The 25,076-nt window shown below is 66.1% G+C and carries 17 protein-coding genes and 5 pseudogenes; 11 read left to right on the plus strand and 11 right to left on the minus strand.

Going from position 1 to position 25,076, the window contains the following annotated elements:
- Positions 1-12: 12 nt before the first annotated feature.
- Both OHB49_RS45035 and OHB49_RS45040 read right to left on the minus strand, forming a co-directional pair.
- Entirely contained in the window at positions 13-573 is a 561-nt protein-coding gene (locus OHB49_RS45035) for a GNAT family N-acetyltransferase (protein ID WP_329167423.1), read from the minus strand.
- A 70-nt stretch (positions 574-643) separates the two neighbouring features.
- Positions 644-966, minus strand: a pseudogene (locus OHB49_RS45040) (transposase); the annotation flags it as partial.
- 17 nt (positions 967-983) lie between these two features.
- Here OHB49_RS45040 and OHB49_RS45045 point away from each other — a divergent pair.
- Positions 984-1,670: a hypothetical protein gene (locus tag OHB49_RS45045; protein ID WP_329167424.1), complete on the plus strand. Its 687-nt coding sequence runs from the start codon at positions 984-986 to the stop codon at positions 1,668-1,670.
- 616 nt (positions 1,671-2,286) lie between these two features.
- On the opposite strand, the gene OHB49_RS45050 is transcribed toward OHB49_RS45045, so the two are convergent.
- Positions 2,287-2,859, minus strand: a complete 573-nt coding sequence (locus OHB49_RS45050; protein WP_329167425.1) for a hypothetical protein — start codon at positions 2,857-2,859, stop codon at positions 2,287-2,289.
- A 1,637-nt stretch (positions 2,860-4,496) separates the two neighbouring features.
- Between OHB49_RS45050 and OHB49_RS45055 the strand changes: the two genes are divergently transcribed.
- The 4 genes from OHB49_RS45055 to OHB49_RS45070 all read left to right on the plus strand — a co-directional run bounded on the left by OHB49_RS45055 (position 4,497) and on the right by OHB49_RS45070 (position 8,078).
- Positions 4,497-4,961: a hypothetical protein gene (locus tag OHB49_RS45055; RefSeq protein ID WP_329167426.1), complete on the plus strand. Its 465-nt coding sequence runs from the start codon at positions 4,497-4,499 to the stop codon at positions 4,959-4,961.
- Positions 4,962-5,198: 237 nt separating this feature from the next.
- On the plus strand, positions 5,199-6,377 hold the full coding sequence (locus OHB49_RS45060) for an IS4 family transposase (protein WP_329165699.1): 1,179 nt from the start codon (positions 5,199-5,201) through the stop codon (positions 6,375-6,377).
- A 266-nt stretch (positions 6,378-6,643) separates the two neighbouring features.
- Positions 6,644-7,458, plus strand: a protein-coding gene (locus OHB49_RS45065) for an IS5 family transposase (protein ID WP_329167428.1) whose coding sequence is annotated in 2 segments (ribosomal slippage) — positions 6,644-6,992 and positions 6,992-7,458 — 816 coding nt in all. Because the reading frame shifts where the segments join, the coding sequence is not laid out codon by codon here.
- Positions 7,459-7,583: 125 nt separating this feature from the next.
- Positions 7,584-8,078 carry a hypothetical protein gene (locus OHB49_RS45070; protein WP_329167430.1) on the plus strand — a complete coding sequence of 165 codons (495 nt, stop codon included), beginning with the start codon at positions 7,584-7,586 and terminating at the stop codon, positions 8,076-8,078.
- Here the strand turns inward: OHB49_RS45070 and OHB49_RS45075 are convergent.
- The 4 genes and pseudogenes from OHB49_RS45075 to OHB49_RS45090 all read right to left on the minus strand — a co-directional run.
- Positions 8,044-8,826, minus strand: coding sequence for an IS5 family transposase (locus OHB49_RS45075; RefSeq protein ID WP_329167432.1), 783 nt, complete (start codon positions 8,824-8,826; stop codon positions 8,044-8,046). The two genes, OHB49_RS45070 and OHB49_RS45075, sit on opposite strands and share 35 nt — an antisense overlap.
- A gap of 328 nt (positions 8,827-9,154) precedes the next feature.
- Positions 9,155-10,180 (minus strand): terpene synthase family protein, encoded by a 1,026-nt coding sequence (locus OHB49_RS45080; RefSeq protein ID WP_329167433.1) that lies wholly within the window; start codon positions 10,178-10,180, stop codon positions 9,155-9,157.
- Positions 10,181-10,899: 719 nt separating this feature from the next.
- Positions 10,900-11,714, minus strand: a protein-coding gene (locus tag OHB49_RS45085) for an IS5 family transposase (RefSeq protein WP_329167428.1) whose coding sequence is annotated in 2 segments (ribosomal slippage) — positions 10,900-11,366 and positions 11,366-11,714 — 816 coding nt in all. Because the reading frame shifts where the segments join, the coding sequence is not laid out codon by codon here.
- Positions 11,715-11,764: 50 nt separating this feature from the next.
- Positions 11,765-12,073 (minus strand): annotated as a pseudogene (locus tag OHB49_RS45090) (transposase); the annotation flags it as partial.
- Between the two features lie 224 nt (positions 12,074-12,297).
- Here OHB49_RS45090 and OHB49_RS45095 point away from each other — a divergent pair.
- Positions 12,298-12,432, plus strand: a pseudogene (locus OHB49_RS45095) (IS110 family transposase); the annotation flags it as partial.
- Positions 12,433-12,453: 21 nt separating this feature from the next.
- On the opposite strand, the pseudogene OHB49_RS46130 reads toward OHB49_RS45095, so the two are convergent.
- A pseudogene (locus tag OHB49_RS46130) lies at positions 12,454-13,352 on the minus strand (IS630 family transposase); the annotation flags it as partial.
- 350 nt (positions 13,353-13,702) lie between these two features.
- On the opposite strand from OHB49_RS46130, the gene OHB49_RS45110 reads away from it, so the two are divergent.
- Positions 13,703-15,040 (plus strand): cytochrome P450, encoded by a 1,338-nt coding sequence (locus tag OHB49_RS45110; protein WP_329167436.1) that lies wholly within the window; start codon positions 13,703-13,705, stop codon positions 15,038-15,040.
- 423 nt (positions 15,041-15,463) lie between these two features.
- A pseudogene (locus tag OHB49_RS45115) lies at positions 15,464-16,048 on the plus strand (IS630 family transposase); the annotation flags it as partial.
- A gap of 323 nt (positions 16,049-16,371) precedes the next feature.
- Here the strand turns inward: OHB49_RS45115 and OHB49_RS45120 are convergent.
- Positions 16,372-17,517, minus strand: coding sequence for a tetratricopeptide repeat protein (locus OHB49_RS45120; protein ID WP_329167438.1), 1,146 nt, complete (start codon positions 17,515-17,517; stop codon positions 16,372-16,374).
- 518 nt (positions 17,518-18,035) lie between these two features.
- Between OHB49_RS45120 and OHB49_RS45125 the strand changes: the two genes are divergently transcribed.
- On the plus strand, positions 18,036-18,866 hold the full coding sequence (locus tag OHB49_RS45125) for a hypothetical protein (RefSeq protein WP_329167440.1): 831 nt from the start codon (positions 18,036-18,038) through the stop codon (positions 18,864-18,866).
- Positions 18,815-19,096: a hypothetical protein gene (locus tag OHB49_RS45130; RefSeq protein WP_329167442.1), complete on the plus strand. Its 282-nt coding sequence runs from the start codon at positions 18,815-18,817 to the stop codon at positions 19,094-19,096. The genes OHB49_RS45125 and OHB49_RS45130 overlap by 52 nt, the downstream gene beginning before the upstream one ends.
- A gap of 191 nt (positions 19,097-19,287) precedes the next feature.
- Here OHB49_RS45130 and OHB49_RS45135 read toward each other — a convergent pair whose 3' ends face one another.
- Both OHB49_RS45135 and OHB49_RS45140 read right to left on the minus strand, forming a co-directional pair.
- Positions 19,288-19,767 carry a hypothetical protein gene (locus OHB49_RS45135; protein ID WP_329167444.1) on the minus strand — a complete coding sequence of 160 codons (480 nt, stop codon included), beginning with the start codon at positions 19,765-19,767 and terminating at the stop codon, positions 19,288-19,290.
- Positions 19,768-20,718: 951 nt separating this feature from the next.
- Complete coding sequence (locus tag OHB49_RS45140; protein ID WP_329167446.1) at positions 20,719-21,918, minus strand: PP2C family protein-serine/threonine phosphatase; 1,200 nt, start codon at positions 21,916-21,918, stop codon at positions 20,719-20,721.
- Between the two features lie 232 nt (positions 21,919-22,150).
- Here OHB49_RS45140 and OHB49_RS45145 point away from each other — a divergent pair, with 232 nt between their 5' ends.
- Positions 22,151-23,242: a recombinase family protein gene (locus OHB49_RS45145; RefSeq protein ID WP_329167447.1), complete on the plus strand. Its 1,092-nt coding sequence runs from the start codon at positions 22,151-22,153 to the stop codon at positions 23,240-23,242.
- Positions 23,243-25,076 lie beyond the last annotated feature (1,834 nt).

Raw genomic sequence — 25,076 nt, forward strand, 5'->3', positions numbered from 1 at the left:
TACAGGTGACGGTTACCGACGCTGCTCCCAGTTGGCCCGAACGAGGTCGTACTCGACCTCGCCATGCTCGGATCCTGCGATTGCCTCCGGCCAGTCCCCGGTGAAGTGCCGGAGGCATGACAGGCCCGCCTTCTCCATCACACGCCGGGATCGCGTATTGACCGCCATGGTGTTGGCGGTGACCCGCTCTACGCCGAGGTCGGTGAACCCTTTGCTGATCAGGGCCCGAGATCCCTGCGTGGCGTAGCCCTTGCCCCAGGCGGCCTTGTTCAGCCGGTAGCCGAGCTCGACCACGACGGGGTTGTGGTCGTCAAGGGGGCGGAACTCGAACCAGCCCAGGAAGGTCCAGGTGGCCTTTTCCTCCGCGGCCCAGTAGCCACGGGTACCGAAGCACGGATAGTCGTGGAGGAGCCGTGGCAGGGTCTGCGTATGGATCGCCTCGCGGCTTGTTGGCCGGCCGCCGTTGATGAAGCGCATGACGTCGGGATCGTTGTCCAGTGCGAACAGGTCGTCAGCGTCGGTGTCGGTGAATGGGCGCAGCACGAGCTGTTCGGTTTCCAGGAAGACATGCATGCCGCGATCTTCACTACACGCGGCCGTGTCCGCCACCGGATAATGAAGGAAGGCCGGTGAGGGGGACCGCTCACGCAGCGAGGGTTTCGCAGCGTTCGACGAGGTGCCCGCGTTCGAAGCGGGCTCCGGCGCGAACCAGCGCGACAAGGTGGAGTGCGTTCACGGCCCGCCAGCGGGCCTGGGCGGACTCAATGAGCGAAGACCATGGCGTGGGCTGCAACCCTGCTGCCAGCGCCCTTGGTGACCTTCGTGCGCACGAGCCGGACCGTGGGGGAACGTCGACTCGATCGGATTCGTCGTCCGCAGATGGATCCAGTGTTTGCCGGGGAAGTCGTAGAACGCCAGCAGTTCGACATCGTCATTGACGAACTTCTTGACGGCCTTGGGGAACTTCCGCCACCGCGGTCCTCGTGGCCGCCACGGTGTTCTATACCGGATGGGATCTACTCGACGCCCGAGGACTCAAGCCCGAGCACCGCATCAATTCCAAGACTCTGTTCGACCTGGTGAAGCTGTCCACCAGCGTGGTCGCCGGGGCCCTGGTCGTGGCCTACCGGCGCCAGCGGATCGACGAGGGCGGCGCCTTGCGCGAGGACACCCGTCTACACACCGAACGCTTCACCGCCGCCGTCTCTCAGCTCGGCGATGACTCCGCCGCGATCCGCCTGGGCGGTGTACACACGCTGGCCGGCCTCGCCGACGACGCTCCCACCCGCGACATACGCCAGACGTGCATCGACGTCGTGTGCGCCTACCTCCGACTGCCCTACACCGCCGAGACCGGGCTATCAGCGAGCGATGCGGACCTGCGGGAGGTCCGGCACACTGTCATCCGCCTCATCCGCGACCACCTCCGCCTGCCCGCTAAACATCCACACTCCTGGCAGGGCCACGATTTCGACTTCACCGACGCCACGTTCGACGGCGGAGACTTCTCCAGGGCGACATTTTCCAGCAGCAGGGTCGACTTCGAGGGGCGAACGGCGACGTACCATCCAATCTGGTACCGCCGAACGGAGCACCGCGCCCAGGGTTGCACCTGCCCCCAACTTGGAGGACCAGCCGACTGCGACGCCAGAATCCCTGCGGACCGCTGAGCGGCTGGCAGGGAGGTCTTCCCTCTTGTCTGTCGTACCTCTCCGAAGGGTGTGATCCGAGCCAGGCGAGCAGACAGAGCGTGGAGAAACCGCGGGCGAACAGCCGCCGCCACAGCAGCAGTTCGCCCGGCGCGGCCGTCAGCGGCAGAGCGGGGCGCTCCGCGGCCGCGGGCGATGCCGCGCGGACCAGTGCAGCCTCGGGGACATCGACCGGTAACAGCGCCCGCAGTATCGGGCTGATGGACCGCAAGCTTGTCCTGCCCATGGACGAGATGTGGCAGGCCATAGCGGAGATGTATCTCGACAGTGCTCCGTGGATTTCGGTGGGAACGGGCGCCGTTTCGGCGAGTTCGGCAACCATTGATCGGGCGACCTGCCGGTCGGGGCGAAGTTTACGGGGATGCCGCCGCGGGAGCGTCGAGAGCTGTTGCGTGCGGGCCTGGGGCTGCCTGCCTGACAAGGTGCGGCCAGGGTTTCACACCCGGCTATGCCCTGGGGCGGATGCCGTAGAGCTGTCCGATGCGAGGCCGGGACAGCCAGTGCTGGTGTCGGCGTCGCACCGGATTCGCGGAAGCTGGTGCTGTATCGGCGGACACTGCCCTTCTCGGGCAGAGCATCAGCGGTGCCACTCGCGAGCCGTGGCCGCCTGCCCTTGGCCGACCGTCGACTGTCCGTGACGCTCAACAGCGGGTATCACGGGGGCGCCCATGCGCCTGGTGGCGCTCGCGGGCGGGTAACTGGGCGCGGTACCGACGGAGGAATCCGATCCCGAGGTTGTCCGAATGCCGGGTGTCGCAGTGGGGATCTGCTCGACGAGCCTGGCCGGGCCAGGGGTCGGCGTCGGAGCCTCTTGCACGTCCACGATCTGGTCCATACGGATCACGATGTTTCGCCGGTTGGGGTCGTGTCCCTCGAAGTCCCAGTCCGTGCTCCACAGTTCCTGACTGCGGCCACCACCGGCGCACGCGGAGACGGGACCAGGGGTGACCCGGATGTTGGGCCGCCATCCCCTGCCCCAGTGGTTGTGCTCCAGCGACAGGCTCCACGTGCGCTCGTCGATGACGCGGGAGGCCCCCTCGTTGCCAGGAATGATCACAGTTCCCATGGCGGTCCTGACAACCACCCGCTGGTCGAACATGGCGGACTTGGTGACGACCCTAATCTGCCAAGGGCCATGGAAGGTGATCACAGGATCCTCCTGAGGCAACTTGTCTGGACGATGGAAAGGGACATCAGGTCCGGCTGCTGACTGGCTCACCCGGATAAACGGTCACGGCCGGCCCACGGTTCACCGGTCTGCCTTTGCTGAGACTCAGGGTCCCCTGAGGCGTGCCCGTGCTTGCAGCGGATTGGCGCCGATCTTCGTCGGATGGGAATCCGAGCCCGGCAACCCTCGAGGAAGTCGGCGAACACTGGGCCCGGGAGCTGTGGCAGCAAGTCCACCGCTGAGTGTGCTTGTGAGCAGCGTTCGGCCGTCACCGGTCATCAGGTCTGCCGGCCGCCACAGCGCTGGCACGAGGTCAGTACGGTCACACCGCGCTGCTCGGCTTCCTGTAGGAGGCGGGCAACGGTGTTGCCGGGCACCTCGGAGACTTGCCATGAGCCGCTGCTGACCACGACTCTGCCGTGCTCCGGGACCACCGGGCACTGCGACGCGCGGACGCTGAGGCCCCCTGGCGTCCGGTGAAGCGTGTGAGTTCCGCGAGCAGGAACAGCCCCTCCGGTACAGTCAGGGAAAAGCGGGGCGGTGGTGTTGGAGAACACCACCGCAGCCTTATCGGGCGCAGCAGCGCTCGCCGGTCAACCTTGGCGTCAGGTAGCTGGCCGCCGATCTCGACGTCCCGAAAGTACAGGTATTGCTCGAGAGCGAGATGTCGGATGTCCATGCCCGCCCGGACGCGCGGCACAAGCGCGTTCCGTCCCCGGGCCGCCAGTCTGACCGGCCGGTGCGTCAGATGCCCGCGGTCAACCAAGAAGCCATAGAGGTCGTCCAGGACGAACGATTCCTTGCCCCACGTCGATGCGCCGACCGGCTTCCTCTGCCAGAGAGTCCGCTGGTTGCGCTAGGCGACGACGTCCGACTCGGTCGTTGACAGCACGTCACTGTCCGAGCTGGCCAGGTAGCCGTCTGCTCGGCCGACGATCCGCCCGTACTCTTTCATTGTGTCCTCGTCGAGCATGGCTGTGGCCAGGTACCGGCCCAGTCGCACAGAGGCGGCAACGGCCTCATCGTCTCTTCGTCGAGGAAGACCCGGCGTGCCGTCGAGCACACCCCGCCGCCGGGTGTAGTTGCCTGCCCCCGATGCACCTGCCTCGGTCGTTCTGGGGGCCGCCTGTGGCCGCCTCGACATCCCGCCCGCCTCACCCGGCCGTCTGAGCCGACGCCGCGAACCTTGGCGGAGTGCGGTGCCGGCCGCCTGGTGGGTCACCGTCACATCTCTCACGGATTCGTCACCTGGGACCGTATCTGCCCGTGGCCGCAACCTACTGCCCAACGGGCAGGCGGGTAGCACATAGTGGACCGACCCACCGACCCACCGACCCACCGACCCACCGACCCACCGACCCACCGACCCACCGACCCACCGACCCACCGACCCACCGACCCACCGACCCACCGACCCACCGACCCACCGACCCACCGACCCACCGACCCACCGACCCACCGACCCACCGACCCACCGAGCAACCATGAATGGATGGCCCGTGACGACCGTGCACAGTGAATCCTCCACCGAGCGTATCCCCGGACGGTCCTGGACGGTCCGGCTCGTCGGTTACACCGACCGCTCCGCCACCATTACCTGCAGCACCGCGGGATGTCGGATGCCAGCGAGGTCCAAGGACCTGGTGGCGCTGCGCACCTTTGCTGCCCGGCACGCTATGGCCCACGCGAAGGCGGCCGCGATCCGCGCCAACGCTTCCTGCCACTGCTACGCCCAGCGATGCGCTGCCCATCCGGACGCCAAAGTGCACTGCGCCGGTGGCATGGTGATGATCGGGCGTCACGACCCGGTGGTGGGGCGGGTATGGACCGTCGAAGAGGTCTGCGAGACGTGCGCCCGGCTGATTCCGCATGCCACGGTCATCGCCCGCGCCGTTCCGGCCCGGCCTGCCGCCGCGCAGCCTTCCGCGCAGTCCGTCCCGAAGGTTCCGGCACCGGCACGTCCTGCGGTGGCGGGCGGTTTCTCCTCGGCCGGCGCCGAAGCCAAAGAGGGGCCCGCGGCACCTCGGCGCTCTCGCAGTGTGGCGCGGCGACCTGGCCGGGACAGCTTTGGCCAGGGGCGCTGAACAGCGCAGCCCCCGGCGGGTACCGGCATGGCCTCACACGGAACCGCGGCGTGAGGCCGCGCCGAGAATGTGCCGAGCCTGAGGGAAGACCACCGGCCAAGAGCTGGTCAGTAGGACCGCGGCCCGGCATCATGGCGCAGCTCACATCATCACCACATGAGACATCCTCTAAGACCAATGCCGTTGCTTTTGCCGTGAGCGTAGGCTGGCTGGCAGTGGGTCCCGGGGGTGGTGTGGGTGGCTGCGAGTGCGTCTGACTTATCGGGTCTTGGTCTGTTGACCTGGGTGTATCCGCCGGGGTTGGTGGACCGGGTGGTGGCGGCGTGCGGACGTTCAGAGCAACGTAGGCGACTGCTTCCTGCGCGGTTGGTCGTGTACTTCGTATTAGGGCTGGCACTGTTCTCGCCTGCTCCCTATCTCGAGGTCATGCGGCATCTGGTCGCGGGTCTGCGGGGGCTGGGACTGCTGGGTAAATGGCACGTTCCGGCGAAGTCTTCGCTGTTCAGAGCCCGGCAACGGCTCGGCTTCGAACCGCTCCAGGTGCTGTTCGCGGCGACTGCAAAGCCGATGGCCAACGAGTCGACGCCTGGCGCATTCTGGCGGGGCCTGCGGCTGCTGGCCGTCGACGGGACCTGCTGGGACGTAGCCGATACCGAAGCCAACCAGGCCGCCTTCGGCCGTCCCGGCAACGGCCGCGGAACCAGGCGCAGTGCATTTGTCCAGGTGCGGATGGCGGCCCTGGTGGAAGTAGGCAGCCATGCGGTGCTGGACGCGGAACTCGCCGGCTGCCGGACCGGTGAAGTCACCCTCGTCGGCCGCCTGCCCCGGTCCTGCGGCGCAGGCCAGCTGGTCCTGGCCGACCGCGGGTTCCTCGGCGTCCCGCTGTGGCGAGCCTTCACCGCCACCGGGGCTGACCTGCTGTGGCGGGTGCCGGCCAACCGCGTCCTGCCCGTCCGCAAGCTGCTTCGTGACGGATCATGGCTCTCCGACATCCACGCCGGCACCGACCCTGCGAAACGAGACCCGGTGCAGGTCCGCGTCCTTGCCTACCAACTCAAAGACACCGGCAGCGCCGCTGGACCAGACGGCTACCGCCTGGTCACCACTCTTCTGGACCCCCGCCGCTATCCAGCCAGGCAGCTGGCCGCGCTCTACCGTGAGCGCTGGGAAATCGAATCTGTCTTCGCCGAGATCAAGACCTGCCAGCGCGGCGCGAAGGTGGTCCTCAGCAGCAAGACACCCGACGGTGTCCTCCAACAGATCTGGGCTCACCTCCTGGTCCACCACGCGCTGCGGGAACTGATGCTGAGAACCGCAGCCACACGCCAACTCGACCCTGACCGCATCTCTTTCACCGAGACCCTGCGCTCCGCCCGGCGCAGTGTGACTGTCACCCCGGGCGGTTTTTCCCCCTGAACTTCTGGTCCAAGCACTGCAAGTACTCCAAGAGGACCTGCTGGAAAGACTCCTGCCCGCCAGACGGCCCAGGAGCCAGCCCCGTGTCGTCAAGCGCAAGATGTCCAACTACTGGCTCAAACGAGCTGAGCACTACACATGGCCCCAACCCACCCACACCGGCACCCAAGCCATCCGCATCAGACGACCCAGATCTCCAGACCCGTAAAGCAACGGCATTGCCTCTAAGACAGTGTCCTACATGGCTGTTGGTCGTTGAGGAGGACATGGGGAGTAGTGGGTGGGGTTGGATCGTTCCGGACGGTTTGTGGGAGATCACGAGGCCGTTATTGCCGCCGGCTCGTGTGCGGCCGCAGGGTGGTGGGGTGGCAAACATCGATGATGAGGCGGTGTTCGCCGCGATCATCTACGTGCTGGTCAGCGGCTGCGCCTGGCGTGCGCTGCCGCCCTGTTTCGGGGCGTCTAAGTCGACGGTGCATCGTCGGTTCGTGATCTGGTCGCGGGCCGGAGTGTGGGGCCGGCTGCACCAGAAGGTGTTGCAACTCCTAGACGAACAAGGGTTGGTCGATCTCTCTCGCGTGGTCCTGGACTCCGCCCATGTGCGCGCTAAAAAAGGGGCGAACTTGCAGGTCCGAGTCCCGTGGACCGGGGTAAGCCAGGTTCCAAGATGCACGTCCTGTCCGACGCGGAAGGACTGCCCCTACGCGTCGGGCTCTCCGCGGCCAACACCCACGACAGCCAGGCGCTGAAGCCGATGCTGTCCCACTTCCACATGGGACACGAATTCCACGCAGCCGAATCCAAGCCCCAACGTCTCCACGCGGACAAGGCGTACGACGTCCCTCACCTGCGAAAATGGCTATGGGGCAAGCGCATCGGAGTCCGGATTGCCCGCAAGGGTATTGAGTCCAGCGAACGATTAGGACGCCGGCGATGGGTCATCGAGCGGACCATGTCCTGGCTAACCGGCTACCACAGACTCAACCACCGCTACGAACGCTATCCCCGCAACTACCTGGCCTTTCTCGGCCTCGCCGCCGCCCTCTGCTGCTACAAACGCTTCCTCAAACTCACCATGTAGGACACCGTCTAAGAAGCCGTTGTCTTTCCGAGAGTGACGGATGAGTTTGCGCTGGTCAGGTGTAGGTGCGGTGTCTCGGCGGCAGGGACGAGGTGTTGTGTCGTCTCTCTGGTGGAGGTGCCGGGATGCCGTCGGTGATGGGGTTGTTGGAGGAGCGTGAACGCGGCGCTCGGCAGCGGGTGGAGGCTCTTCAGGCCGAGCTGCGGGGGGCCGAGGCCGTGTGGAAGCGGTTCGTGGTCGCCCGTGAGACGGTGGGCGAGGTTCTGGCGGAGCCTCGCAGAGGCGAGGACGTGCCGCCGATCGCGGTGGCCGGCGAAGAGTCGGTGCAGGTCCCGGCAGCAGTGCCCGGTTCGGTGGTGCCGCACTGGCGGGAAGAGCTTGCCCCGACTGTTCTGGCGCCGGACTACCAGCGGATCATGGATGCCTTGGCCGGTGGGAGCGGAACGTGCGGGGAGGCGATGGACTGCCGGCAACTCGCGGCGGCACTCGGGCTGGAGCCGGTCCCGGCGAAGGTCGAAGGGGTGCGGTCGAAGGCGAAGCGCCTGGCCGCACGAGGCTGGCTGGCGGAGGAACGTCCGGGGCTGTTCAGCGTGCCCGTCGCGCGAGCCGGCGGCTCATGACCATGCTCATCGACCAACGGATCACCGCCTCCGAGGTGTCGGTGCGCGTCTCGTAGTCGCGGGCCAGCCGACGTGAGTGCATCAGCCACGCGAACGTGCGCTCCACCAGCCACCTCTTCGGCAGCACTCTGAAGCCGCTCGTGTCGTCGCTGCGTCGCACCACTGTCAGCGCGACGCGCAGGGCATCGCGGGTGAAGTTGACCAGGCGTCCGGTATAGCCTCCGTCGGCCCACACGCGCGTGACGCGCCAGTGCCGCTCGCGCAGTCGGACCAGCAGTGTCTGCCCCGCGTCCCGGTCAGTGACCGAGGCCGCGGTCACCATCACGGCCAGCAACAGTCCGAGGGTGTCCACCACGATGTGCCGCTTGCGGCCATTGACCTTCTTCCCGCCGTCGAAACCCCTGCTCGCGGCAGGCACCGATGCGGCTCCCTTCACCGACTGCGCGTCGATGATGCCCGCCGTCGGCTCCGGGTCCCGGCCTGCAACCATGCGGACCCGCTCGCGAAGCCGGTCGTGGAACTCGGCGGTCAGGCCCTTGTCCCGCCAGCGCCGGAAGAAGGCATAGACGCGGTCCCACACGGGGAAGTCCGCGGGAATGGCCCGCCAGGTGATGCCGCCCGCGACCAGGTAGCGCACCGCGTCGACCATTTGGCGGTGGCAATAGCTCTCCGGTTGGCCGCCGCGGCCCTCCAACCAGCCGGGGACGGGCATCGCGTCGCGTACGACCGCCCACTCCGCATCGCTCATGTCGGACGGATACCTCGGGCGCCTGTACGGCCGGTCCCCGGCGTTCCCGAACCGGTGAGCGAGGCAATCACACGTCAGAGAAGCCGGGTTGGACGACATCGGCGTCGGCACGGAAGACTGCAGCACCAGGGGCCTCCTGTTGCTCGGTTGGATTCGACACCCACGAGCTGTGCGGGAGGCCCCGCTTTCATGCCCGGCCAGCCAGAAGACCACCCGACCGAGTCGACGACCTCGAACTCACGCTCACCAAGATCGATAGAGCAACGGCTTCTAAATCAAATGCCCTCTGAAAACCGACTGGGACGGCCACTCGGCGAGTGACCATGAGTCACTGGCTTCCGTTCTCGAATATGGTCCTGTCTGGGTACAGCACCAACTCGGTGGGCCAGCGACCGTCCCAAAGGTGGCCGGGCCCGTGATAGCGGGAGGATTCGTAATGCCATGCGACATTGCCAGCCATCATGTAACCCACCCCTTCGAGATACCGGTGCACAGCGTTGCCCAACGGATGGTGCCGGTAGCGCGCCCGCAACACTCGGCATGCGCGACGGTAGTCGTCGTCGGCCACCTTGATCCGATCCAGCATCACATCGGCGGCTGCCTGCGCAGATAGGTCATCATGGAGCATCAGGGAAAACATCAGGTTCATGCAGTCACCGGATGCCATTTCCTTACGCGCTGACAACAAGTCGTTAACCAGCACGACGTGCGTCCCAGCAATGCGCCACAGACCTGCCAGATCACCATCGCGTTCCATTAGGATGGTCAGATCGATGCCCAGACCAAATTCGATGGGAACCATGATCGTCTCGCCGCCGGTAGAAAGACGGCGCAGAGGAAAACAGACGTCTGGATGGATGGGATATCCGGTAGCCCGCAGGGCGTTCTCCATTGCCAGAGCCTCGGCCCAGCGTCGCTGCGTGCGAGCGTGCCGGGTGCGAACACCCGAGGGCATTGCATCTGTCAGAGCTGCCCAAACGCCATTATAGGCGCTGGAGTAAGGGCTGGCGTCGTCACCTGTGCCGTCGAGCATTTGCATGAAGCCACGGTAGGTGCCCCAATCGTGGGCAGCTCGGTCATCGAGAGCGAACAACAAAGTGTATAGGCGGCTGATATGCCCCATGCGTGCGCTCGCGGCAGTGGGGTAGCACCAGCACGACCAGCGCGGGATCTTCTCCTGGATGAATGCATCTCTGCTCTCCTGGCTGGCGAAGGGAACTGAATCCCGCAGCCACGTGTGGTCAGCATCAGTCACGACGGCATGACTCGGGTGGATTCTCGCCTGCCCCGGAAATGGGATTGCAGAGATGTGAACGCGCGACCCGGGATCCATCAGCTCGGCCAGAGAGGCCATGACACTTCTCCATATCCCCGGATTCGGTTATAAAGCCGGGTCGGAAGTTGACGTCGCCAGAGCCCAACGCGAGACTCTGTGCATTGCCTTTGATGTCGTCACCCGATCGTGGGGTGCGTTGATATATCTTTGGATGGAGGCATCTGTCGGCTATGTTTAGATTCTCATTCGTGTTATCCCTAGATAATCTTTTCTGTTTGGTCCCAGTTGGTAGCGCAGGCGACGCCTCCCGTGTTCCAGCCCACCAGGAGACATGGATAGCCCACCGATCGAAAGGCGTGGCCGTTAGCCGCCTGGGTGGGTATCCATCGCTGGCCTGAGTCAGCGGTATTGCAGCTGGAAAGGTAGGTGTCGGCCCCGTTGGTGTCCAGGCGTGGCGAGATTGATGGGGCGCGGAATGATGGCTGGGTCGGTCTCCCGGTCAGTGGAACGAGTTCCTCCACTGACCGATAGGCCGCAGGTAGCCTGATTGACTGTGCGCCCACTGCCGCTCAGACACAGGCCTGGGTTCTGGTTCTTGAAATTGTGGACCCGGCCCTGTCGCGATTCGAGCTTTGCGCACGTCATCTCCGTCTCTTGTGCAGTCGGCGTGTGTCTGCCGATCACTACAACGTCGGGACGGACCCGGCGGTTCAACGACGAGATGGGCACGTTCCCGGGACCGCGGCGATAGGGTGCGGCCCTCGGCGTTGCTGCGCACGTACGGCTTAGACGGTGTCCTACATGGTGAGTTTGAGGAAGCGTTTGTAGCAGCAGAGGGCGGCGGCGAGGCCGAGAAAGGCCAGGTAGTTGCGGGGATAGCGTTCGTAGCGGTGGTTGAGTCTGTGGTAGCCGGTTAGCCAGGACATGGTCCGCTCGATGACCCATCGCCGGCGTCCTAATCGTTCGCTGGACTCAATACCCTTGCGGGCAATCCGGACTCCGATGCGCTTGCCCCATAGCCATTTTCGCAGGTGAGGGACGTCGTACGCCTTGTCCGCGTGGAGACGTTGGGGCTTGGATTCGGCTGCGTGGAATTCGTGTCCCATGTGGAAGTGGGACAGCATCGGCTTCAGCGCCTGGCTGTCGTGGGTGTTGGCCGCGGAGAGCCCGACGCGTAGGGGCAGTCCTTCCGCGTCGGACAGGACGTGCATCTTGGAACCTGGCTTACCCCGGTCCACGGGACTCGGACCTGCAAGTTCGCCCCTTTTTTAGCGCGCACATGGGCGGAGTCCAGGACCACGCGAGAGAGATCGACCAACCCTTGTTCGTCTAGGAGTTGCAACACCTTCTGGTGCAGCCGGCCCCACACTCCGGCCCGCGACCAGATCACGAACCGACGATGCACCGTCGACTTAGACGCCCCGAAACAGGGCGGCAGCGCACGCCAGGCGCAGCCGCTGACCAGCACGTAGATGATCGCGGCGAACACCGCCTCATCATCGATGTTTGCCACCCCACCACCCTGCGGCCGCACACGAGCCGGCGGCAATAACGGCCTCGTGATCTCCCACAAACCGTCCGGAACGATCCAACCCCACCCACTACTCCCCATGTCCTCCTCAACGACCAACAGCCATGTAGGACACTGTCTTAGACGGTGTCCTATGTGGTGAGTTTGAGGAAGCGTTTGTAGCAGCAGAGGGCGGCGGCGAGGCCGAGAAAGGCCAGGTAGTTGCGGGGATAGCGTTCGTAGCGGTGGTTGAGTCTGTGGTAGCCGGTTAGCCAGGACATGGTCCGCTCGATGACCCATCGCCGGCGTCCTAATCGTTCGCTGGACTCGATGCCTTTGCGGGCGATGCGCACGCCGATGCGTTTGCCCCGTAACCATTTTCGCAGGTGGGGGATGTCGTAGGCCTTGTCGGCGTGCGGGCGCTGGGGCTTGAAGTACCTGCCTCGGTGGGGGTCGTGTCTCCTTACGTTGTTGGTGGGTTGATTCCGGTCACTCGTAGGATCGGAAGGCCCAGGGATGCTGGGTGTGGCTGCGTGTCTCCAGCCCAGTGGTGGCTTCAAACGATTGGCCGCCTGGCCTCCCGCGACGACTCGACCACTCATTGGGATGCGCGCGACAGGGTAGCTCGGTAAGGACATGCTGGCGAAGTCGTCTGCTGGGACAAATACAGGCAACGATTTCGGGGGTGGCCGTGCCTGAGCTGTGGGCCGGTACGGACGCGGGCAAGGCCGAGCATCACTGCGTGGTGATTGACACCGACGCCAAGCGGGAGTTGTCGCGGCGGGTGGCCAACGACGAGGCCGCACTGCTCGAACTACTGAGGTTTTCAAGGTGGGGTCGGCGGGTTGAGGGGGTCGGGTGCATACGGCGGAAGCCGGACGGTGGTGAGCCAGTCGTGTTCGGCCTCGTACCGCTTCAGCCCCGCGGCCAGATGGGTGTTGAGATTGTCCCAGACCACCACGATCGGTCCGTCGAGCTGGATGTGTGCCCGCACCAGGAGGTCGCGATAGTCCTGCCACGAGAAGCTCTTGCGGGCGCCCTTGAGCAGGAGGTGCGTGCGGGGCCGGTGGATGAGACGGCTCTTCTCGCCGGCCTTGTAGCAACACAGCGCGGCAACCGAGGTCCGGCGGCGGGACCTGCCACGCACGCGGATGACGGGGGTGTGCCCGCGCCGGCCCCAGGTGCGGGCACGGGGCGGCGTCATCGAGAAACCGGCCTCGTCCTCGAAGACGATCCAGGCCCCAAAGGCCGCCGCGAGCCTTTTACCCGGGGCCAAACCTCCTTCTTCCACAGCTCCACCGCGTGCTCGTCACGCTCCAGTGCTCTGCGGGCGGGAGCCTGCCAGGACCAGCCGTGCCGTTTCAGCAGCCGCCACACCGTCGCCACCGACAGGCTCACTCGCAGCCGACGGCGGATCACCGCCTGGACCCGGACCAGGGTCCAGCGTTCGTCTTCGAAGCCGTGCGTCGCCGGGCCTTTGCCGAGTTCCTCCTCCAGCACGGCGAACTGGGCATCGGTGATGGTCGGTGAGTTCGCCGGACCCGCGGAACGCAGGCCCTCCATGCCGCCCTCGCGCCAGGCACGGCGCCAGCGTTCCACCGACCGCACGCTCACTCGCAAGTCCTTGGCGATCACCGAGGTCTTCTCACCCGCCGCGAACCGTTGCCCGGCCTGAAGCCGGATCTCCTCACGAAACGCCCGACGTTCAGCGGTCAGGCCCCCACCCTCCGAATACCTCACCCCACCGGCATACCGCAGGGATCACGAACCGTCACCACCCGACGACAACACGAAAACCTCAGTAATCCCTTCCGTGGGGGCCTGGTGAGTTGTATTGACGTTGCAACACGTGAGCAAGCAGATGTGCTACTTCCCAACGCCACCGTGCGGTAGCAGAGTTGGCGCGTCAGATGTATGGTCCAGCTGGATTCCAGCCAATCTCGGCTTGCTGGAGCGTACGTATGTGATGTGCCCGTCGGTGTCGGCTGCGTAGCTCGGTGGTTCCCCTTCCCGACGGAAGAAACGATTGGGGGCTCGAGCGTTCCCTGGAGGATGCCGAGGCGCCTACGCGAAAGGACGCTGCATCAAATATGCTGAGCACAAACAAGATGCCGAAGGCCCCGCAGGCTCTCCCGCTGGTGGGACACGCTTGGCAGTTCCTCAAAGACCCCCTCGGTTTCCTCCTGTCCCTGCCCTCGTACGGCAGTCTGGTCCGCATACAACTCGGCCCCGAGCCTGCCATCGTGGTCTGCGACCCGGAGCTCACGCGTCAAGTCCTGGTCGGCGACCGCACATTCGATAAGGGTGGGGCCTTCTTCGAGCGCGGACGAGAAATCGCGGGCAACGGGCTCGCGACGTGCCCCTATGGCCAACATCGGCGGCAGCGGAGGCTGGTGCAACCTGCCTTTCAGCAAGGCCGGATGCCCGTATACGCAGATGTGATGACCGCCTTCATCGCGGACATGGTCGAGGGCTGGCGCGATGAGCAGGTCCTCGACGTGCCCGCGGTCATGCATCAACTCTCCATGAAGGTGACCTGCGCGACGATGTTCGGCGCACAGCTGGACGCGTCCAGCCAGGCGGAGATGCTTGAGGATCTGCACATTCTCTTGTCGGGGATGTTCACCCGGACACTCCTGCCGCCGTTCCTGGACAAAGTACCCACCCGTGGCAACCTCCGGCATGAACGGGCACGCGCGCGCCTATACGAGACGATTGGCCGGATAGTCAAGGGCCGCCGCCGTGCCGGAATAGACGGGGACGATGTCCTGTCGACGCTGCTGGCCTCGTCTGACAACGCCGACGGCTCGGACGGCCTGTCAGACGCTGAAATCGCCAACCAAGTCGTGACGTTCTTCCTCGCCGGCACCGAAACCACCGCGAACACCCTGGCCTGGACCTTGCACCATCTGGCGTTGAATCCGGGCATCGAGAGTCGGCTTCAGGCTGAGACGAGCGCTGTATTGGCAGGCCGCTGCGCAACCTTCACGGATCTCCCCGCGCTGGAGCTGACCGGACGCGTCATCACCGAGACGATGCGGATGCGCCCCCTGCTGTGGCTGCTCACCCGCATCACGACCGACGACACCGAACTGGGCGGACATCGAATCCCGGCCGGGACCACCCTCATCTACAGTCCTTACCTCATTCATCACCGGTCGGACGCATATCCCGACCCGCACCGATTCGACCCAGACCGCTGGACTGACAAGGAAACCGCCAAGAAACCCCGTGGAAGTCTCATTCCTTTCGGCGGCGGCGCCCGCAAATGCATCGGCGACACGTTCGCCATCATGGAGGCCACCTTGGCACTGGCCTCCATCACAGCGCGGTGGCGCCTGGAACCAGTTGAAAACTCCCGCGTCCGCCCTGCGGTCCGGGCCACTCTGGTCCCCCGGGGGCTCCACATGCGCTGCGTAGCCCACTGAGCGTCTCTAGAACTCTGTGTGTGCCTGTGGTTTCCAGGCTTGTCGGGCGCGGCGTGGCCGGGTGTGGTCACCGTTATGGGGTCCGATCATCGGGGTGAGGGGGTGGGCTTGGCTTCGGTGGTGTGCAGGTGGTGGAAGCCGGTCCGCTCGGCGGCATGGGTGCGTCGTCGACATGTTCTGTGTGAGAGCCGCACCCGGCCGGAAGTTGGTCTTCTAAGGCTGTCCCGTAATCCCTGGCGGGCGCACGACGACAGCTACGGCACCTCGCCGCGTTGTCGGAACGCCCGAATACGACCGGTATGAGGACGCCCCTCCGCCTTGCGATGCACCGCATCTGACGCCGCGCGCTGATCCACCAGGGATTACGGGACAGCCCTTAGTGTTCTGAGTCATGAATTCCATGTAGATATGCAGGCTTGCTCTATGGCGCGGATGGGGCGGCCGAAGGCCGAGTTGACGTTGTCGGACGAGGAGCGGGCTGCGCTTGAGGGGTGGGTGCGGCGTCGTTCCACGCCGCAGGCGTGGGCGCTGAGGTGTCGGATCATCCTGGCTTGCGGTGAGGGTGCCTCGAACAAGGACGTGGCTGCTCAACTCGGCTCCACACCACAGGCGGTGGGCCGCTGGCGGGCCCGGTTCGTGCAGTACCGGATTGCCGGTCTCGGTGACATGCCGCGTTCGGGCGGCCCCAGGACGGTGACGGACGAGCAGGTGGCCGCGGTAGTCACCAGGACACTGGAATCCACTCCGAAGAACGCCACTCACTGGTCGACACGGTCGATGGCCACGGAGATGGGTCTTTCCCAGTCGTCGGTGTCACGGATCTGGCGGGCGTTCGGGCTGCAGCCGCACCGCTCGGAGACCTTCAAGCTGTCGACCGACCCGTACTTCGTCGACAAGGTCCACGATGTTGTCGGCCTCTACCTGGACCCGTCCGAGCGGGCGTTGGTGTTCTGCGTGGATGAGAAGTCGCAGATCCAGGCCCTGGACCGGTTCCAGCCCGTTCACCCCGCAGCTGCTCCTCACGTTTCTCGTCGCCGGCCAGGCGGGCGGGGGTGACGACGGGATCGGTCAGTCCAGCCGAGACAACGGTGCGGGTTGCTTCGTCGCGGGTTGCCGGCCTCGCCCGTTGGTGATGTGCACCGGAACGGCGAGGGCCGGCGCCGTTCCGGCTCTGGCGGACATGATCGACATGTTCCGCCAGCCCCGGCCGTTTCTTGCGGAACCTGTCGCCCGTCGTACCACCTGCCCTGCCCCCGAGCGGGACTATGGCGAGGACACTGTTACTGCAGCCGGCGGCGCCGGGCCAATGTTGTGGGCCAACGGAGGCCTGATTACGTGTGGTGTCTGCGCATGCGGTTGGCTTCAGAGCGATAGTGTTCCGCCTCCGCCTCGTTGCCCAGGTCGCTGAGCCGGTTGGCAAGATTGGTGAGGCAGTCGAGGAGGTCCGAGCGGTAGCGTTCGGGAAAGGCTATGTGGAGTGGGCGCAGGCAGCGGACGGCTTCTTCTGCGTGGGAGAGTGCCTCGTGAGGGCGGCGGTCCACGGCAAGTCGCGTGGCGAGGTTGTTCAGGGCGATTCCCAGATCGCCGCTGAAGCGGTCAGAGTTGGCCTCAACAAGGTGCCTGAGGTACGTCACGGCCGCCCTGGACGCTTGCATGGCTTCTGCCTGATGACCAGCTGCCGCCTGATAGACACTCAGGTTGTTCAAGGCGGTTGACAGGTCGCCGAGCACACCTGGGTTACCAGCCTGGATGAGGGCTTGGTACAGATCCACAGCTCCTGCGGCAGCCTCTGCAGCTTCGGTGGCGCGTTCATCCTCCCACGCGCGGTTCGCAAGGTTGCTCAGGGCTGTAGCCAGATCGGATATATACCGCCCCGGGTATGCCTCGGACAGAGCACGGAAAATATCGACGGCTTCGGCTGTCGTCTCACGTGCCAAATCACCGAGCTTGGAGGCCGCCAGAGCCTCCCCGAGATTGTTCAAGGCCGCGGCCAGCTCCGCCAACTCGGCATCACGCGTTTGCAGATCCGATCGGGTATTCACCCGCTCCCGCTTCAAGGTGACTGCCTCTCGGCCGTGTATCACGGCATCCTCGTGCCGACCGAGTTCCTTGCAGCGCACTGCAAGGTTGTTCAACGCTGAAGCGAGCTCTCCCACGTACCGGACAGGATCTGCCGCGAACAGTTCTCGGCGGAGCGCAACAGCCTCGTCCGCGGCGATCAATGCTTCGTCCAAGCGACCTACCGCGGCCAGGCGGTTTCCGAAATTATTCAGGGCTGACGCCAGGTTCTCCCGATAACGGTCATCGCGCTGCGCGACCCGGCGATGGGCTTCAACGGCCTCCTGCGTCAGCTCCAGTGCTTCATCATGCTGGCCCAGCACGAACAGATACACCCCGAGATTACTGAGCGCGGTTGCCAGCCCACCCTCATAGCGTGCTGCATCTGCCACGGCCAGACGCCGACGGATCTTCACCACATCTCTAGTCGGACCGACTGCCTCATCTGGCTGTCCGTCCCGATACCACTGCTGGCCCACTTCGCTCAGCTGCGAGGCGACATCAGCCAAGTACGCGAAGTCGGCCGGAGAATCAGCGGCCTCTAACCGGCGTCGCACTGGATCAGGCAGTCCCGTCCACGGCATGGACTCAGCTCCCACTCTTCGAACAAATCTGACTCGGCGTCCATTCGGCATCGCGGGAAGACTTCCATCACCCGAAATCCGAACGGATGATCACATCAATAACGTCAGCAAGCGCTTACGCGCGAGTTCGTTCTATACCGAGGGGCCGCCCGACTGCTGACCATATGCGCGGCTGACTCGAGTTGCTTGCCGCCGAGCAGGCGCAGCAATAGGCGGGCGGCGCACGTACAGCAGCGGTCAGGCACCGGTTCATCAGCCGCAGCAGCCCGGACGAGCAGGCCCCGCCACTGGCCCGGCTGCTGCGCGGCGGCGGTGGCCGCGGTGGCTCCGCCCGCCTGAAGTTCTACCTGTCGATGCTGTGGCTGTCCCGCAACGAAGACGCTTCTCTTAACACCTACCCCGCCCACCAGTGGGCCCTGCTCATGGGGCTCGACGCTCCGGAGCAGGGCGCGCCCTCCCACATCAGGCTGCTCAGCGACACCGGTGGCGGCAGGCCTTACCGGGCACCGGGCCTCGCCATGCGGAAGGCGACCAAGCAGGAGAAGGCCGCCAACCTCTACGTGCAGTTGGCGGCCGGCTTCTGGACCAAGGGCTGGGTGGCGCACCTGTCCGGGGCCGCCATCGCTATGTACCTCGTTCTGCTGCACGAGCAGATGGGCGAGGAGAACAAGTCCGTGTGGATCGCGCCCCGCATGGGCCAGGAGCGGTTCGATCTCAGCGACGAGACCCGGCGCAAGGGGCTGAAGGCGCTCGTCGATCAGAACCTGGCAGCGGTCCGCAAGCCCGCGGGTGCCCGCCCGGCCCCGGACATTGCCGCTCACCGTGTCCGCGCATGGGTGGACGCCATGGTCGGCCGCGTCGCGTACGGAATCGGCACTCACCAGGGCCAGCCTGTGTCGGTCGGTGTCGCTGACGCCCGTGCTCTCGCCGACGAGACCGCAACTGATGCCCAGTGCGAGGAGCTGCGGGCCGCCGTCACCGCGTACCTGACCCACGCCGAAGGCGAGCCGCGCACTCTCGCCCCAAGCAACGGCACGCGCCCGCCGCTGTTCACCTACGACGTGCTGGTTCTCCTGGACCTGCAGGACGGTGTGACGTGTCGGTACGGGAACCGGTCGCCGGAGTGGAGTGCATGGAGATCGACCCGCGTGAGCCGTGCGCCCAGGACGCGGAGGCCGAGGTGATCGAAGCCTCCATGGGCCTGCGCGGGCCGACCACCAACGAGGACGGCCGAGGCCCGGTGGACGTCTACGAGGTGACCGTGCTCCGCACCGAGAAGATCACCTTCCGCCTTCCCGCGGCCTCCGCACAGGACGCCGAGGAGCGCTACCTCCTGGACGGCGAGGAGAGCAGCAGCAAGACCGTCGGGCTGTGCGTCGACTCTGCCACACGTCTGGACCCCACACCGGCTTGACCCCCTACTGGGCCCGCGCCGGTGACGGCTGGCTTGGTGACCGATCCCTGGCACCGTGACCGTCCCCCGCCACTGACCCGTCCCCGGGCAGGCCCCGGTATCTGCCTCCTGGTGCCGGGGCTGCCCCATGCCTATATCCGTCCCGCCCGTGTTTTGTCAGGCGGCAGCCGGGCGAGGACACGCCGCCGTTGTCACTTGTTCTGCTCCCACACACAAACGCCGACAAAGGCACCGAAGAGCATGACGAGAGCAGCCTGGCTGTCTCCGAAGTACCAGACGAGTCCCACGAAGAGGGCAAGAGCGAGCAGGCTCCCTGCGAGGTTCGCTTGCCGCTGGGCCTTCGTCACCTGGTGTGGCCGGCGCCCCTTCTCCATCTGGGAGAGCTGCACAGCCGCGCACGGCCCACACAACGGAACGGAATGAGTACCGGTCAGCGTGACCGCGTCGGCCACGATTGTCTTCTTGCACGACTCCCGCAGCCGGTAGACGTGTGCGTGATCGCACGGACACCCGCACGTCCCTTTGCTGCTGTCAGTACGGATCTCGACACGATCCGGCTCCCAGCGTGGCTTCTCGTCATAGCCCTCGCTGCCGCGCGGTCGCTTCATGTGTGCTTCGACGCTCTCCATCCCCGCCCCCTCACCGATGACATTGGCGCCGAAGTCTCCCACGACCTCCCACTCCCCGACGGCGATGCGCTGGAGGAGGAGAACCCCCTGCGTTCGCTCAGCAGAGGACCAGCCTGTCGCTCTTCGACCGCGTATGACTCCCAGGCACCGAGCGGCAACCCACCCGCTCTGACGGACCTCGGTCACTTGCCCCGTTCTGCGGTGCTCTGTACGCCTCTTGTGGTCCTTACCCGACCGGCGGGCAAGCTGCGTCGGCCGGATCAGTGGACCACCCGCCCTGGCTGCCCGGCCGGACGTGGTGCCCCGCCATGAAAGGATCGCATCACGTCATGCGCACTCTGCTGCTCGACCGTTAAAACCACGGCGGCAACCTTCTGATCGAGGAGTCCTACGGGATCGAGGACGACGCCGACACAGGCGCCCTTGTCGACGGCCAGGACGGCACCGAGCGTATGGCCTGGTCCGCCACCTTCGACACCGTCAATCACCGCGAAGCCGTCGATACCGCCTACGAGGTGTACGTCTACTAGGAGAGCGACGGCAAGAACGTGGGCGGCACGCTCATCGACCCGACCACGGGACTCCGGCTCCGCAAGGGGTAGCCGCCACGCCGGGCCGCTCCGAACCCTCCGCCTTCCACCTTTCGGCCCAGGTTCTGTTCTCGCGGTGCCGGGCCGCCGTGTGTCCGGGCACCCTCGATGGCTCTTGCGGTCCTTACCCCACCCGCAGGGATGGTGCGCGGGTCGGGCCGGCGGGGTGGGGTGGGGTTTCCCGCCCCGCCGGCCTGGCTGACCGATCTCGATTCCGATCAGGAGGCACACCTGTGTTGTTCGCTGAACCCAAAGACCTGCACGAGGACCCGGAGGGCTGCGCCGAGTGGGCGTGGCGTTACGGCTACATCGAGCTCTCCTGCAACGTCATCCTCAAGACGCTGACGCCGGAGAGGAATGACCTCTTCCCGGCAGCGGTCTCCGGATGGACACGGGGAAGTGCTTATCGGCTGGCTCCGGCGTGGGCGTGGCGGCCGTCGTGGTGGGGGCCGTGCCAGTCGAGGCACAGCACCGTGGCGTCGTCGGGCAGGTGGCCGCCGCAGGCGTCGGTAACCGCTGCTGTCAGGACGCGCACGACCTCGCGGGGATGTTCGAAGGCGGTCTCGCGCATGAGGCCGGGCAGGTCGACGGACTCGGCTTGTCGTTCCTGCATGCCGTCGCTGTGGAGCAGGAGCCGGTCGCCGGGACGCAGGTCGAGGAACTGTACGTGGTACGGGGTGGGTCCGGGGGCGCCGAAGAGCAGGTCGACGTCCAGGCGCACCTCGTTCACCGTGCCGTCGCGCAGGAGCAGCGGCCAGGGGTGTCCGGCGTTGACGAGCTGTGCGCCGGTCCCGTCCAGGGCGATGCGCAGGAGCTGTCCGGTGGCCATGGTGTGGTGGCCGTGGTCGAGGAGAGCCTGGTGGATCCGGCGGGCCTGCTCGGTCAGGCTGGCGCCGTCGCGACGAGCGCCGCGCGAGGCGTTGACCAGGAGGGTGGCCATGAGTGCGGCGTCGACGTCGTGGCCCATGGCATCGGTGACGGAAAGATGCAGGGTGTCGTCGTCGAGGGCGTAGTCGTAGGTGTCCCCGGCGGCGTCGTCGGCCGGGACCAGGCACGCGGCGAGCACGAACTGTGCGGCTTCGCAGGAGGGCGCGTCGGGCAGGAGCTGGCGCTGGATCTCGGCGGCCAGGCTGAGAGGGGTAGCGCGCTGACCCCACCGGTAGAGGTCGGTGAAGCGGCGGTCGGTGACGATGATGTACGCCAGCGCGTGCGCGGCCTCGCCAACCTCGTCCAGGATCTCCTGGCTGACGTGCGGCAGGGACAACTCCAGGACGCCGATGGTGTCACCGCGGTTGGTCACCGGGGCGAACACCCGCTTTCCGCGCCCGGCGTCGGGGGCCCGCACCAGCTCCTGGGTGCGCAACACCTGGTCGTAGACGCTGCCGGCCAGCTGGATCTGATCGGCGTCGAGGCCGGCCCGCGGGGCGATACCCTCGTCGACCCGCACCATCTGCCGGCCAGCGACGCCGACGAACAGGAACGACACCGCCCGCGCGTCGAACCGGTCGCGTAGATTGCGCGCCACCACAGCGAGAGACGCCCCCGGTGCCGCGTCCTCCGCAGCGGCGAGCACCTCGGCCAGCCCGAACGGGTCGCCAAGCATCCTTGCCTCCGCTCATGCGAATGTCCCAGCCTGACCGCGGGCACTGCCCACATGCGATCTCACACCGGTTCCATCTCGGCGGCGGGCAGGCACGCCCAGTCCCTCGCATAAATGACCAGTTGCGAGAGTTTTGCGAACACCCCGGAGCCGATCGTGAATCCGCAGGTCGTCGTTCGCAGAGGTCCTCTCAAAACCGGTGAGTTGTGCGAGGCGGTTCTGAGACACTGCCGGGGTGGATCTGACGCCCGATCAAGCAGCAATCGCGGTAGAACGAAACGACTGTCCGAAGTGTGAAGCCCCGGCCGGCAGCGCATGCCGCACCCGCAGCGGAAAGTGCGCGACGAAGTACCACACCGCCCGCTTCATCCTCGTCCCCGCGCTCCGCGAGGAGCTTGAGGTGATCGTGCCGGAGGACCGCTGCCCGGGGCGGCCGTGGAAGCCGGGCCCGCCCGTCGAGGCGGCGCCAGCCACCGCGGTGGCGAAGCCCATCCGGATCGGGTACGCCCGCTGCTCGACCGCCCAGCAGGAACTCGCCTCCCAGCTCGCCGCGCTCGAACCGGTCTGCAAGCGGATCTTCTCCGAGAAGATCTCCACCCGGGTCAAGACCCGGCCCGAGCTGGAGAAGGCGCTGAAGCTGGCGTATGACATCAAGGAGGCGGCCCCCGACCAGGAGGTCATCCTCACCGTCCACGAGCTCAAGCGCCTCGCCTGCAACGCCGCCGAGCTCATGACCCTCTCCGGCCAGCTCCAGGACGCTGGCGTCCAACTCGAACTCCTCACCGGCCCGCTCACCGGCATCTATGACCCCAACGGCATGGGAGCGATGTTCTTCGCCGTGCTCGCCGTCGCCGCGCAGCTCGACCGCAACTACATCCGCGAGAAGACCCTCGAAGGCCGGCAGACCGCCGCCGCCAAGGGCAACCACGGCGGACGGCCCAAGGTCATCGACGACGACATGCTCACCTTCGCCGTCGCGCTGAAGAACAAGGGCGTCCCCGTCCCCGACATCGCAAAGAAGCTCACGATCAAGACGGGCAAGAACGCGGGGCGCCACCCCTCGGTCGCCTCGCTGTACCGGGCGCTCGCCGAAGCCGAGGAAACCGCCGAGCCCAACGAGGCACAAGTCATCAGCCCCCGCCGCCCGATCCGAGCCCGCATCACGGGCCCCGGCAGCGGCACCGACCCGGAGTTGATGGAACGGCTCACCGCACAGGTCCTCGACGGCGACACCGTGCTGGACGACCTGGCCCGCCAGGCCGAGGATAGCTCCGACGACGTGGTGGCCCAGCTGCTCGTGCAGGCTCGGAACGGAGACAACCAGTGATCCCCATGCCGCCCCATCGCTGGAAGGGCCCGGCGTCCTCGGCGCCACCGGACCCGGAGAACACGGTCTCTTCGGCCCTGGCCCGACCCCACGGAGCCTGAAGTGGACAACGCCGACCCCGGCCACAGCGCACCGGAGCGCTCTTCGCAGTAGGAGAACCCCAGCAAGATCAATCTCATCGGGATTTCCTGTACCTCAACTACTCACACCCGAGCCACTGTGGGGGGATTGCCTGTTCTGGGCTGACTGGGTGTTGTGCGCGTCTTGTGGTCTGCTGAACGTTTCAAAGAGACGTGTGGCGGACGCGCGGGTGGTGGCTGCCTGGCAGGCCGTGCACGTAGTGCTGTGAACAGTGTGCTTTCGGGTGGCGGTCATGTAGTGCTTCTACAAGTCGTTCATCATGATCGTGTTGCCCTGCGTGCGGGCTGCTGTCGAAGGCTGACGGCTGTCTGTCCGGAGCTGCTACGTCGCCCGATCTGGGCGCGTACGATCGCGTGCCTATGCGGGCCGCGTTGAGCTGTCATCGTGTGTGCGGTGAAGTTCGGGGCCGGGGGGTTGTGGTCGCCGGCTGAGAGATAGATCCGGGTGCTGGTGCGGCTCACCAGGGTCGGTGTGTGGGTCAGAGTGGGTGATCGTCGGGCTGTAGGTGCCGGCCAGGGCGTCCGCCGGGATGCCGCTCTGTGAGACTGCAGGACATCCGGGATCGACGATATGTTTTGGCGCCCGGTCGTTATGCCGGCGACGGCGACGGCGACAGCGACAGTGGCAGTGGCAGTGGCAGTGTGTGCGGCGCAGTCGGGCGAACTGGGGACCGCATGGGGACACTTACTGCTGGTCTGTTCGGTCTCCTGGACGAGGCACAGCGTGTGGGGGTCGAGTTGTGTCGGCGGCGGGGGCCTGCCGCCGGGGCGCTGTCGGCACGCCCGTAGGGTTTTGTCATGGGATTCACCGACGTCCGCGTTGACGGACTGGTCACGTTGGCTCGGTATGCGGTGGCCGACTGTCCGGTGGGGTTTTTGACGCCGGACCAGTGCCGGGCGCAGGGTCTTGTCCGTCCTCCCGGCGATCATGGGAAGGTGGATGGCTGGCTGGTCGAGGAGAGGGGTGCAGGGTTTGTGCATCGGCCGCTCCACGATCTGCGTGGCCTGGTTGCAGTGAGGTCGGGGGACCGCGGGGCCCGTTCCTGGGGTGCTGTCGTCCGTGACATGGCGCGTAAGCGCATCGCGATCGAGGCCAGGGAACTCGTTGCCCGCGCCGGGTACCGGGCAGGTGTGGTCGCGGACCGAACTCTGAGCGGCACAGTCGTCAGGCCGGAGGGGAGGCCTTACGCCTACGGCCACCCGCTGGTCGCCACGGTGCGCCAGACAGCCTGCTGCGGCCGTGTCTGCGAAGTCGCCGTGCGTTCCCTCTTCGACCTCATCGCCGTGCACCACCGGTTCCGTAGCGAGCCGGGTCCCACCTGCCTGCCCAGCGATCATCGGCGACCGGGAACTCACCCCCGGCGAGGTGGACCTGCTCCCTGCCGATCCGAGAACCCGGAAACCCTGTGCCGAGGACGACTGAGACACGGCCGGCCGGACCGCCGAGGAGGTCCGTGACCAGCGCGCCGTCACCCTGGCCGAGGCATACGCTCGCAACCCCGAACACTTCAGCCGCCGCCCCCTACCACCCGAGATACCCCTGGATCAACGACCCAGCCAGCTTCGGATACGGGCCGTACTCGGGAAGGTCGGTGACTGGGACGGCGAACGCGCCAATCGCCGCGGTGACTGTCGCGCACTGCCAGACGGCCACCATCCACACACAAATCCGCCAGGTCCAGGCCAGAGAACTC

Source organism: Streptomyces sp. NBC_01717 (genome assembly GCF_036248255.1).
Classification (GTDB): Bacteria; Actinomycetota; Actinomycetes; order Streptomycetales; family Streptomycetaceae; genus Streptomyces.